This is a genomic window from Nocardia sp. NRRL S-836 (assembly GCF_001279525.1).
Lineage (GTDB): Bacteria > Actinomycetota > Actinomycetes > Mycobacteriales > Pseudonocardiaceae > Lentzea.
This window is the reverse complement of the sequence record NZ_LGDY01000135.1, coordinates 14,806-26,866: the sequence shown is the minus strand read 5'-3', so window position 1 is coordinate 26,866 and position 12,061 is coordinate 14,806. Positions and strand designations below refer to the sequence as shown.

Sequence of the window (12,061 nt, the reverse complement as noted above, 5' to 3'; positions counted from 1 at the left end):
TTGAAGTGTCCAGCGGATGTCCATTTCACGGTCCGCGCGCACCTCCACAATGGTCCATGAGCATCGTCTTCATCAACTTCCGCGGCGGCGACACCCAGGACAGCGCGGTCCTCGTCGACCAGAAGCTCAGCCGGGTGCTCGGCCGCGACCGGGTCTTCCGCTCCAGCACGAGCATCGACCCCGGCGTCCCGTTCGACCCCGAGCTCGTGCGCGCCGCGTCCACCTGCGCGGTCATGCTCGTGCTCATCGGCCCGCACTGGCTCACCGTCACCGGGGGCGGCCTGCCGAGGCTGCACGTGCCGGGGGACTGGGTGCGCCTGGAGATCGAGCTGGCCCTGCGCAACGGCGCCAGGGTCGTGCCGGTCCTCGTCGGTGACACCAGGCTGCCGGAGGCCGTCGACCTGCCGCCGACGATCGCGGCCCTCGCGGGTCACCAGTACCTGCGGCTGCACCACCGCTCGGCCGAGTACGACCTGGCGCAGATCCTGGACGCGGTGCGGCCGCTCGTCGGTTCCGACGGCAGCGTCCCGCCACCGCCTCCGGCCGACACCACCCGCCTCGCGACGCTGCCGGTGGCCGGCCGTTCGCCGGACGTGTCACTGGGCGGCGCCGACCTCAACGGCCGGCACTACGGCGACAGCGTCGTCTACCGGTGCTCCGGCTTCTGCCACGAGCCGAAGGGGCAGATCGAGTTCAACCTGGGCCGCCGGTTCCGCCGGTTCGAGGCCACGGTCGGCGTGCTCGACGACGCCGTCGACGCGGGGCAGACCGGTGTGTTCGAGGTGTTCGTCGACGGCTCACCGCGCGGGCCGCACACCGCGGGCCAGGGTGCCCCGCGCGTGGTCCGGCTGGACGTGACCGACGCGTTGCGGCTGCGGCTGGTCGCCTACCGGCCGGGCACGACCGCGCACCCGATGCTGGCCGGCGCGAACATCGCGGGAGGGAGGTCGAACCGGCTGCCGGAGCTGGCCTGGGGCAACCCGACCCTGTACGTCTGACCCGGTGCTCTTCCCGGAGCGTTGACAAGATCGCTACGATGATTTCAGTGTCGACCGAAGGGAAGTGTCGATGAGCGTCGGCAGGGAAACCCGGCTGTCCGCCTGGATCGAGCGGTTCGCGGCCCACTTCGCCGAGGAGGGCATCCCGCTGATCGGCGGCCGCATCCTCGGCTACCTGCTGGTGTGCCAGCCGGTCGAGCGGACCGCGGCCGAGCTCTCCCAGGAGCTGGAGGCGAGCAGCGGCTCGATCAGCACGAACCTCAAGTACCTCGTCAACGTCGGCCTGGTGACCAAGCGGACCCGCCGGGGCAGGCAGGCGGCGGAGTACCGGATCAACGAGAAGGCGTGGACGGAGTTCATCCAGCGCAAGCTCACCGCCATCGCGAGCGTCCAGACGCTGACCGACGACGGCATGCGGCTGCTCAGCGGCGACCCGGAACGCGCGATGCGGCTCAAGACCGTGGACCGCCTCTACGGTTGGCTCTCAGAGGAACTGCCCGCTTTGTGGGAGCGCAGGCCCGCCGCACCGAAGTAGCGTGGTGCCATGTGGCACCCGTTTCGCGATGACGTCGAGTACTACGAGGAACGAGCCAGGGGTCTGCTCGCGTCCGCGTGGGACGGCGTGCCCGGCGCCCTTCAGGTGTTCGACGACGTGCCGCTGACCGACGAGGGCGCGCACACGGTGCTCGCGCAGGCCCACGGGTGCGCCGACTGGAAGGCCTTCCGGGCGCACATCCGCAAGCCGCGGCCGTTCGCCCGCGCCTACCAGGCCATCGAGCTGCAGAACCCCGGTGAGCTCAAGGCGATCATCACGCGTGACCCGTGGCTGGTGAAGGCCGCCGGTACCAACGGCAACGACCTGCTCGGCCTGTCCGCGGCCAAGTGCGACGAACGCCTGGTCGAGGTGCTGCTGAACGCCGGCGCGGACGTCGACCACCAGAACGTCCACGGCTGGACGGCGCTGCACCAGGCCGCGTACGCGGACCTGCCGGGCCTGGCGGAGCTGCTGCTGAGCGCGGGTGCCCGCACCGACCTGGAAGCGCGCGGCGAGGGCGGCACCCCGCTCACCGTCGCGTTGTTCTGGGGCAACCGGGAGACCGCGGAACTGCTGGCGCGGCACGGGGTCCACCCGCCGAACCTGCGCACGGCGGCGGGCCTGGGCGACCTCGGTCTCGCCACCGCACCCGAGGCCAAGCGCGGCTACTACCGCCCGCACAGCGGTTTTCCGCGCTGGTGGCCGGCGGACGACCCGCAGGAGGTGCTCGACGAGGCGCTGTCGTGGGCCGCGCGCAACGACCGTGCCGAGGTGTTCGGCGACCTGCTCAAGCGGGGCGCCCGGATCGACGCGGACGTCTACCGCGGCACGGCGCTGGCGTGGGCGGCGTGGCGCGGGCTGGAGAACGCCACCCGCACGTTGCTCGACCTCGGCGCGAACCCCAACCAGCGCACCGGTTTCGGCGGCCCGATGCACGGCGAGGGCGTGACGGCGCTGCACCTGGCGGCCGAACGCGGCCACCTCGGCGTCATCCGGGTCCTGCTCGACGCGGGCGCCGACCGGACCGTCACGGACGCGAACTTCGAGGCGACCCCCGCGCACTGGGCGGGGCACAACGACAACTCGGAGGCTCAGGCCTTGCTGAGCGCCTGATCGGTGGCCGCGGGCACCTCGACCTCGACGGTGCGCTCGCGCGACGACGTCCACAGCATCGCCGTGGCGACGACGACGGCACCGGCGCCCAGGACGTGGATCGACACGAGCACCTCGGGCACGCCGGTCCAGTACTGGACCATGCCCAGCGCGCCCTGGGCGACGACCACGCCGACCAGCGTCCAGTAGGCGCGGTTGCGGACGAAGAAGCCCATCGCGATCAGCATGCCCAGGAACAGGAACAGCAGGTCGGCGTGCAGCTGCGCCAGCGTCGGCACCGGCACGTCCAGCCGCGGCGTCTTCGAGTCGCCCGCGTGCGGCCCGGCGGCGGTGACGAACGTGCCCGCGATCAGCAGCAGGTACATCACGACCGCCATCACGACCTGCAGCCCGCGTGCCCCGGCCGGCACGAGCCAGCGGGCGGGGCCGTCGCCCTCGCTCAGCGACCGCAGGAGCAGCACGGCGAACCACACCAGCACCATCGAGACCATGAAGTGGACCGACACGCTCCACCACACCAGCCCGAGCCGGACGGTCGCGCCGCCGATCACGGCCTGGGCGAGCACGCCGGCGACCTGGACGGCGGCGAGCACGACGACCCGGCGGCGGCGCGGCCTGTTGAGCCACGCGGCGATCAGGCACAGGCCGGTGATGATGCCGATGACGCCGAACAGCGTCCGGTTGCCGAACTCGACCCACTGGTGCAGCGCGGCGACGTCGGGGTGCTCGACCGGCACGATGCTGCCGGGAACGCACTCCGGCCACGTCGGGCAGCCGAGCCCGGAGCCGGTGACGCGCACGATCGACCCCGTGACCGCGATACCGCCCTGCGCGATGATGGCGGCGATCGCGAGGGCGCGTTGCAGGGGAACGAGGAAAGCGGTCAATCGGGACACGGTCTGATGGTAGGCCGCGTCAGGTGAGGCGGGTCGTCCGGGTCGCCAGTGCCCCGGCGGCAACGCCCCAGGCCACGAGCACCGCGACCGGGCCGGCGCCCGGCGCCGTGCCGTGCACCACAGCGGCCTCCAGCGCCTCGGCCAGCGCGGCCGACGGCAGCAGGTGCACGAACCCGACCGGCACCGACAACGCCACACCGCCGACCATCAGCAGCACGAACCAGATGATGTTCGCCAGCGCCAGCACGATCTCCGCGCGCAGCGCCCCGCCGAGCAGCACGCCCAGCGCACCGAACGTCAGCGTGCCCAGGACGATCAGCAGCACCAGCCACGGCAGCCCGGCCGGCTGGACCTGCCAGCCCAGCAGCAACGCCGTGACCGCCAGCAGCGCGATCTGCAGCGCCACCACGACCAGCGCGCCGCAGACCCGTCCCGCGACGAGCAGCCAGCGGGGCAGCGCCGACGCGGACAGCCGCTTCAGCACGCCGTAGCGGCGGTCGAAGCCGAGTGCGATCGCCTGGCCGGTGAACGCCGACGAGATGATCGCCAGCGCGAAGATCCGCGCGGCGGCCGACCCGACCCGCGGCTCCGGCATCGGGATCACCGACATCAGGCTGAGCGCGATCAGCAACGCCAGCGGGATGAGCACCGTGAGCAGGATCTGCTCGCCGTTGCGCAACGTCAGCATCGCCTCCGTGCGGGCGTGCACGAACAGCATGCGGCCCAGCGACCCGCGGCCGGGCGCGGGCGTGAAGGTGCCGGGAGCGAAGGTGGTCACGAACGCAGCTCCCTGCCGGTCAGCTCCAGAAAGACGTCTTCGAGGCTGCGCTTGGCGACCGTCAGCTCCTCGGCCAGCACACCCTGCTGCGCGCACCACGACGTGACCGTGGACACGACCTGCGGGTCGATCATGCCTTCGACGACGTAGGCGCCACGGGTCGCCTCGCGCACCTTCAGTCCCTCGGGCAGCGCGGCGGACAGCAGCGACGTGTCGAGACCGGGGCGGGCCCGGAAGCGCAGCTGCTGGTCGTCCGGCCGGTTCGCGGTCAGCTCGGCGGGCGAGCCCTGCGCGACCACGCGGCCCTCGTCGACGATGACGACCTGGTCGGCCAGCGCCTCGGCCTCGTCCATGAGGTGCGTCGTCAGCAGCACGGACACGCCGTCGTCCCTGAGCGCGCCCACGAGGTCCCACACCAGACGGCGTGCCTGCGGGTCCATGCCCGCGGTCGGCTCGTCGAGGAACACCAGCTCGGGACGTCCGATCAACGCGCACGCCAGCGACAGCCGCTGCTGCTGACCGCCCGACAACCTCTTGTACGGCGTCCGCACGGCACCGGACAGGCCCAGGACGTCGATCAGCCACTTCGGGTCGAGCGGGTTCGCCGCGCACGCCGCCACCAGGTGCAGCATCTCCTCGGCCCGGATGCCCGGATACCCGCCGCCGCCCTGCGGCATCACGCCGATGCGCGGCCGCAGCGCCTCACTGCCGGGCTCCAGCCCGAGAACGCGCACGGACCCGTCGTCGGCGGAGCGGAAGCCCTCGCAGATCTCGACGGTCGTCGTCTTGCCGGCGCCGTTGGGCCCGAGCAGGGCGAGAACGGTGCCGGTCGGCTGGACGAGGTCGAGACCGTCGACGGCGGTCTTCGAGCCGTACCTCTTGACCAGCCCCGACACTTCCACCGCAGGCTGGGGATTCGGGCTCACGACCGGTCAGCCTATTCGGTCATCCGCGCCCCGTGCCTGCCGGGTGCAACGCGGGGCCCTCCCGTCCGCCAGGACCGTGCGAAAGCTCCCCGCGTGACCTTTCGGTGCGGCGGCGCAAACGTTCGCGTGAAGGCTTTTCCGAAGGTGGTCTGAAAAGAGGTGGGGCTGGCCCTACCCCGGGGACTCAGGGACACCTCAGGGTCCGCTCGGGGGAGTTCCCCATTGGTTGATCAACGTTGTCACAAGAGACTTTCAGCGTGATCGAGTCGGGGGCGAAAAGACGGGGCCTGGTGGTCTGGGGGCTGGTGTTCTCACTGGTGCCGATTTTCTACCTGCACGTGGTGTCGGCGGGACAGCTCGACCCGATCAGCGACGTCATCAGCGACTACGTGTTCGTCCACAACGGCACGTCGTGGCTCGCCGCCACGTCCCTCAGCCTCGCGGCCGTCTCGGCGTTGCTGGCCGTCAACCTGCGCGGTGCGGGCAGGTCAGCGCAGTGGCTGATCGGCGTGTGGTCGGCCGGTCTGACCGTCTCGACGATCTTCCCGACCGACCCGACGGGGGCGCCGACGTCCGTGTCGGGATACGTCCACAGGTATGCGGGCGCGGTCATGTTCGCCGCGTTGCCGGCGGCCGGGCTGCTCCTCGCGCGCAAATTTCCGGCTCTGCTCGGTATCGCAATAACGGCGACCGTGTCGAGTGCGGCATTCATGGTCAGCCACGTTTCCTTCGCCGGGTTCGAGGCGCGCGGACTGACCGAGCGCGTTTTGTTCGCCGCGCTCTACGGACTCCTTTTCGCAATCGCGGCCACCCAGCTCAGGCGGACGACATGACCCTGCTCGCCATCACCCTCGCCGTGCTCGGCGCCGTGTTCTTCGCCTTCGCGGCACGCCTGCAGCACGACGCGGTCGCGGAGACCGGGGCCCGCGTGGGCGTGCTCGCACAACCGCGCTGGCTGGGCGGTCTCGCGCTGCTCGTCGCCGGTGCCGGTGTGCACGCGGCCGCGCTCGGCATGGCACCGCTCACGGTCGTGCAGCCGATCGGCGTGGTCGCGATCGGCCTGACCGCGCTGCTGGACCGGCGCCTGCGCGAACTGCCCGCGATCCTGCTCACCACGGTGGGCGTGGGGGCGTTCGTGTTCCTCGCGTCGGGCAGCGCGACCGCGACCAAGGTCGTGCCGGATGCCGAGCTCACGGCCGGACTGGTGGTCCTCGGACTGATCGCCGTCCCCGGCGTCATCGCCGCCCTGACGACGAACGCGCGCGTTCGCGCCGTGGCGTTCGCATCGGCCGGTGGTGTCGCGTACGCCTACGTGTCGGTGCTCATGCGTGCCGTCTCACAATCGGTTCAGCAGGGCGGTTTCGGCCTTTCGCACGTGGCGTCCGTGCTCGGCATCGCCCTCTCGCTCGCCGTCGGCGGCTGGCTGGTCCAGCACGCCTACGCGGGCGGGCCCCCTCATCTCGCCGTCGCCTGCCTGACCGTGGTGGACCCGCTGGTCGCCGTGGGCATCGGTGCCTTCCTGCTCGGTGAAGCCGCGCACCTGTCCGCGTGGACCGGTGCCCTGCTGATCGCCTGCGCGCTCGCCGCGGCCGGCGGTGTGTTCGCCCTCGCTCGTCAACCTCGTACCACTCTTCGAACGGAGCTTCCCGTGAACACCTCCAGCGCGCTGCGCGTCGTCATCGCCGCCGACACGTTCCCGCCGGACGTCAACGGAGCCGCGCGTTTCGCCCAGCGCCTCGCGAGCGGTCTCGCCACCCGCGGGCACGACGTCCACGTCATCGCCCCCGACTCGCCCAAGGCCACGGAGATCGAGGGCGTGACGGTGCACCGCCTGCGGTCGCACCGGCTGCCGTTCTACCCGGACTTCCGCTTCTGCCTGCCGTGGCAGGCGAAGGACGAGGCCGAGGAACTGGTCAGAGCGCTCAGCCCGGACGTCGTGCACGTGCAGGCGCACTTCGTGGTGGGCCGCTACGTCCTCAACGCCGCCGCCGCCCGCGGCCTGCCCACGCTCGCCACGAACCACTTCATGCCGGAGAACCTGTTCAGCCACGCGCACGTGCCCGCGTTCCTGCAGGGCATGTCCCGCAGGTGGGCCTACCGCGACCTGGCGCGGGTGTTCGGCCGCGCCGACATCGTCACCGCGCCCACACCGCGGGCCGTGCAGCTGTTGCACGACAGCGGTTTCCCCGAGCGCGCGATGCCCGTCTCGTGCGGCATCGACATCGCCCGCTACCAGCGCGAGGTGCGGCACAACGACCGGCCGACCGCGTTGTTCGTCGGGCGGCTGGACGAGGAGAAGCGCGTCGACGAGTTCCTGCGGGCGCTCGCCCGCGTGCCCGGCGCGTTCGGCGAGATCGTCGGTGACGGCACGTGCAAGGCCGAGTGGGAGCTGCTGGCCCGCGACCTGGACATCACCGACCGGGTGCGGTTCCACGGGTTCGTGTCCGAGGACGAGCTGCTCGACGCCTACGCCCGCGCCGACCTGTTCGTGATGCCCGGTGTCGCCGAGCTGCAGAGCCTGGCCACGATGGAGGCGATGGCCGCGGGCAAGCCGGTGATCGCCGCGAACGCCATGGCGCTGCCGCACCTCGTGCACCCCGGCCGCAACGGCTGGCTGTTCGAGCCCGGCGACGTGAACGCGCTGGCCCAGCGCCTGCACTCGCTGGTGCACGACGCACCGCTGCGGGCCCGCATGGGCGCCGCCAGCAGCGAGATCATCTCGCACCACGCGCTGGCGGCGACCCTGGAGCGCTTCGAGGGCCTCTACGCACGAGCCATGGGCCGCCCGGCGCCGGTCATCGCGCTGGCGGCGTGAGCTTGCGCTCGATCCGTTGCGCGACACCGAGACCGGTGCGGGAGAGGGTGAGCCGATCGGGGTGCTCACCCTCCCCGTCGATCAGGAACCGGTACAGCGAGGCGTGGCCCTCCAGCCGTTCGCGCAACGCGGCCGCGACGTCGCAGCCCTGCGGGTAGATCGCCGGGATCGCCTCGGTGACCAGCTGCTCGCGGATGCGCCGCCGTTCCACCCGCGGCACGTACCAGGACGTGACCAGCAGCAGGGTCAGCCCGAACGCCAGCGCCGTGCCGGCCACGACCTGCCAGCCCCAGCCGCCCGGCCGCACGACCAGCAGGACGTCCGCGACCGCCAGGTAGACCAAGCCGTAGACCACCGCCCAGCCCGCGGTGGCCGCGGCGGGCGGTTCCGCGCGTTCGGTGCCCCACACGCCCTCGACCCGGCGCCAGCGCTGCAACGACCTGCCGCCGGACAACGCCATCCGGACCCCGAACGCTCCACAGAGGACGGACGTCGGGAGCACCAGCCACGGGTTGGTGTGCAGCTCGAACCGCCACACCGTCCAGACGAACGCCGCCGCCGCGACCACGACGGCGACCGGCTTCCAGTGCCTCCTCAGGATCTTCAGCGGCGTGAAGTCGGCGAGCACCGCCAGCGGGGTGCGGATCGGCGCCGGCAGCGAGCCGAGCACCATCAGCGCCGCCACGACCAGCGCGACACCGCCGACGGTGACCGTGCCGGTGGTGAGCTGCGACCGGTCGTCCGGCAGCCGGTCGACGGCCACGGCCGTCAGCGGGATCACCGGTGACAGCAGCACCAGGCCGTGCAGCAGCGTGCCGGAACGCAGTGCGGCGTAACCGAAAGCGGCCAGCAGCGACGCCGCGCCGATCGCCGCGCCCGGCCCGGCCGCCCACGACGGCAGCAGCCCGAACAACGCCATGACGACCAGCGCGCCACCGACGGCGAGCCCGAGCAGACCGAGGAACTGGGCCAGCTTCCCGCCCCTGGTCAGACCGGTGATGGTCCAGTAGGGGAGCAGCGCGCCGCCGCGCATGACCCTGGTGACCGGCCGCACCGCCGTGAGCCCGGCGCGTTCGGAGTCGGCGACCGTGACCGCGACGGCGGCGGCGGTCGCGGCCGTGCGGATCATCTGGTCCGACGCCGCCTCCTGCGTGAGCGGCTCGCGGCCGATGCCCGCGCGGTCGAACGCGGTCAGCGCGGCCATGCCGAGCGTGACCGTGTGCTCCTGCGGGAACTCCAGGCGCCGCAACAGGTCCGCGTGCTCCTCCAGGAACAGCTCACCGCGCGACCGCTGGTCAGCGCCATCACCGCGGTCGGCGATGATGGCCGCCCGCAGCCGCGGCAGCTCCTCGCAGATGATCCGCCAGTGCAGGCCCCACGCGGCCAGCTCCGCGAGCTTGATCGACGACGGCGACAGCTCGCCGTCGGTCTCGTAGATGTCCCGCAGCTCCTCCTTGGCCTCGTTCGCGCACACCGCGACCTGGGTGGGCAGCTCGGGCCCGAACATCGCCGCGATGACGTGGTCGACGACCGCGGCCGCGCGCTGCTCCGGCGTGCGCTCGTCGTCGTCCGGACGCCCCAGCAGGTCCATGCGCCGCAACCGGCGCGGGTCGAACAGCACCCGGCACAGCATCGTGGCGCCGTCGAGCCGGCCCCAGATCCAGTCGTTGACCCGCCACGACCGCTTCAGGAACCCGGAGAACCGCGACAGCGACGCCCCGCCCGCCTTGTCGTCGGCCGTGAGCGACTGCTGCGCGAACGCGTTGCGCGTCTGCAGCGACACCTGCACCAGCTCGACCGGCGTGTCCATCCCCGTGGAGGCGTCGTCGGACAGGCACGTGCCCGCGATCTCCAGCGCCAGCAGGCGGCTCAGCCACCGTTCCCCGTCGGACAGCCCCGCCTCCTGCGCGGTGGGCGCGGTGTCGAGCAACGCGTGCCACGCCGTCAGGCCACCGAGCTTGAGCCGGTGCTCGTCGAGATCACCCACGACCTGCCTGGCCGCGCCGACGACCCGGCCGATCTCGGCCACCTGCGCCTTGACCTCCAGCCCGAGGTGCCCGTCGACCATGTGCTCGTGGTAGCTCGCGAGCCGCCCGGTCCAGTACTCCTCGCCCAGCGAGTCCGACGGCTGCCACCGGAACAGCTCCTCCCGCAGCCGCCGCAGCTCCGCCCTGACCTGGTGCAGCTCCCGCCGGGCCAGCGCGATCCGGTCGGCCTGACCGTCCGGCGCCACCCACACGAGCCGCTTGAGCAGGTCGAGCGCCGAGGCCCCGAGCCGCTCGGCCATCGTGATGCCCCACTCCCAGCCCAGGTCCGCGCGGCACACGGTGCTCGGCAGCCGCACCCCCGGCACGTACGGCAGCACACCGTGCTTCTTCTTCCACTGGCGCTGCGCGTTCTCCGCGGCCCGCCGCGCCCGTTCGAACGACCAGTTCGCCGGGTTCCCCCTGGGCAGCGCGAACTGCTGCGCCGTGACCTGCCGCGCCGCGAGCCGGATCTCCACGTCCTCGTAGTGCCCGAACAGCTTGTCCGCCAACGAGTACACCTCGTCGACCACGTTCTCCTCGTTGGCGTGCAACCGTTCCAGCAACGCCATCCGCCCACCCCTGCTGCTGGCGGCGCGCCGGTTGTGCTCCTCGATCTTCTCGACGTACGTGCGGTTCGCCTGGCTCGACATGGCACTCAGCAGCTTCGCGCCCGCGTTGACCGTCGTCGGCCCCTTGCCCACCACGTCCGCCTGCGGCTCCGACCCGAGCGGCTCGGCGTGCGGGAACACCAGCAACATCACCCGCCGCACCGGCCCGTCGGCGGGCATGCGGTCGATCGCCTCCAACGCCTCCCTGGTCGGCGTGTTGACCAGCACCCCGCCGTCGACGGCGAACCTGCTGCGGTCACCCCCGTTGGCCCAGCTGGCCACGTCCCCCATGTCGGGCCGGTCGGGCGAGTGCTGCCCGCCCACCGGGATGAAGCTGGGCTCGAACGCGAACGGAAAGCTGGCCGAGCTCCTCGCCGCGAGCGCGAGCTGCAACACCCGGTCGCCCAGCCCGTCCGCGGCGAAGTCGTCCCTGGACTGCTCGGACACCCAGTTGTAGGGATCGCGCCGGAACGAGAAACTGCCCTGGTGCACCGACTGCGTCAACGGCTGCCCCAGGTCGTCGTAGCTGGTCGTCGGCACCCCACCCAGCAACGTGGTCGTGATCCGCAGGTCGATCGGCCGCTCGTCCGGCGCGGTCGGGTCGAAGTCGGTCGTCAGCCGCGCCAACGCCTCCTGCAACCGCGGCAGGAAGAACTCGTCCCCCTTGAGCAGCGAGGCCGGCTCCCCCTTGAACGGCGTCCTGAGCAACTGCTCCATCCGCCCCTGCTCCGCCCACAGGTCCCGCAGCCTGCTCAGGTCAGCCCCTTTGTTGACCTGCGACAACGCCAGCGCGGCCCCGTTGATCCCCCCGGCCGACGTCCCGGCGATGACATCGGCCCTGGCCGTGCACCCGACCAGGTCCAGCAACGGCTGGTAGGCCGACCCCGCCCTGGTCAGCCGGTCCAGTTCCAGCACGACACCGCCCATCCAGACGGCCAGGCTCACACCCCCGTTGAGGACCACGGCGAACCGGACCTCTTCCCGCGACATGGGTTTCCCGGACACGCCGCACCACCCCCTCCGGCCTCGATCTTCCTCTGCCGGGTAGTCGTCCGCCGACGTGGTGTGGTTACCGAGCCGACCGCGCGAACGGCCGTTGGCGGTGGCGTGCGTGGTCACCTGGTCGGGTGAAGCTTGTCCGGATCGCCGGGGAGGGGCGTCTGGTGGATGTCACGGTGAGGTGGTCCGGGCCGCCGCCACGACCTGCACGGCTGGGTTCCGCACGTGCCAGCTCGCGTGCGGCTGACTCACGTGGCCAGGGCGGACCCGTTCGGCGCCACGCGCACCGAGCACCACGCGTCACACCGCGGTCAGCGCCTCCGGCGCCCGCAACCCAGGCAGGGCCGCGCCCCAGTCAACGCCCCG

Annotated in this window: 9 protein-coding genes; 5 read left to right on the top strand and 4 right to left on the bottom strand. The window is 72.0% G+C overall.

Translation table 11 applies throughout. The features are described 5' to 3' along the window. The first annotated feature begins 56 nt into the window (after positions 1-56). From ADL03_RS37120 to ADL03_RS37110, 3 genes are all read left to right on the top strand, one after another. Positions 57-998, top strand: a complete 942-nt coding sequence (locus ADL03_RS37120) for a TIR domain-containing protein (RefSeq protein WP_053738304.1) — start codon at positions 57-59, stop codon at positions 996-998. Positions 999-1,068: 70 nt separating this feature from the next. Then, on the top strand, positions 1,069-1,533 hold the full coding sequence (locus tag ADL03_RS37115; RefSeq protein ID WP_053738303.1) for a GbsR/MarR family transcriptional regulator: 465 nt from the start codon (positions 1,069-1,071) through the stop codon (positions 1,531-1,533). 9 nt (positions 1,534-1,542) lie between these two features. Further along, positions 1,543-2,646, top strand: coding sequence for an ankyrin repeat domain-containing protein (locus ADL03_RS37110; RefSeq protein WP_082373794.1), 1,104 nt, complete (start codon positions 1,543-1,545; stop codon positions 2,644-2,646). Here the strand turns inward: ADL03_RS37110 and ADL03_RS37105 are convergent. The 3 genes from ADL03_RS37105 to ADL03_RS37095 are packed head-to-tail and all read right to left on the bottom strand — an operon-like array spanning position 2,625 to position 5,246. Next, the gene (locus ADL03_RS37105) at positions 2,625-3,542 is read right to left on the bottom strand and encodes a heme A synthase (RefSeq protein WP_053738302.1); all 918 of its coding nucleotides are present in this window, start codon (positions 3,540-3,542) and stop codon (positions 2,625-2,627) included. The genes ADL03_RS37110 and ADL03_RS37105 overlap by 22 nt on opposite strands. 19 nt (positions 3,543-3,561) lie before the next feature. Next, positions 3,562-4,320 (bottom strand): ABC transporter permease, encoded by a 759-nt coding sequence (locus tag ADL03_RS37100; protein WP_053738301.1) that lies wholly within the window; start codon positions 4,318-4,320, stop codon positions 3,562-3,564. Continuing rightward, positions 4,317-5,246, bottom strand: coding sequence for an ABC transporter ATP-binding protein (locus tag ADL03_RS37095; RefSeq protein WP_231642770.1), 930 nt, complete (start codon positions 5,244-5,246; stop codon positions 4,317-4,319). The genes ADL03_RS37100 and ADL03_RS37095 overlap by 4 nt, the downstream gene beginning before the upstream one ends. Before the next feature lie 257 nt (positions 5,247-5,503). On the opposite strand from ADL03_RS37095, the gene ADL03_RS37090 reads away from it, so the two are divergent. Both ADL03_RS37090 and ADL03_RS37085 read left to right on the top strand, forming a co-directional pair. After that, positions 5,504-6,079 (top strand): DUF998 domain-containing protein, encoded by a 576-nt coding sequence (locus ADL03_RS37090; RefSeq protein ID WP_053738299.1) that lies wholly within the window; start codon positions 5,504-5,506, stop codon positions 6,077-6,079. Then, positions 6,076-8,061 (top strand): glycosyltransferase, encoded by a 1,986-nt coding sequence (locus ADL03_RS37085; RefSeq protein WP_053738298.1) that lies wholly within the window; start codon positions 6,076-6,078, stop codon positions 8,059-8,061. The genes ADL03_RS37090 and ADL03_RS37085 overlap by 4 nt, the downstream gene beginning before the upstream one ends. On the opposite strand, the gene ADL03_RS37080 is transcribed toward ADL03_RS37085, so the two are convergent. After that, a complete protein-coding gene (locus ADL03_RS37080) occupies positions 8,042-11,701 on the bottom strand; it encodes a patatin-like protein (RefSeq protein ID WP_197288980.1) in 3,660 nt (1,219 codons plus the stop codon). The genes ADL03_RS37085 and ADL03_RS37080 overlap by 20 nt on opposite strands. Between the last annotated feature and the right edge of the window lie 360 nt (positions 11,702-12,061).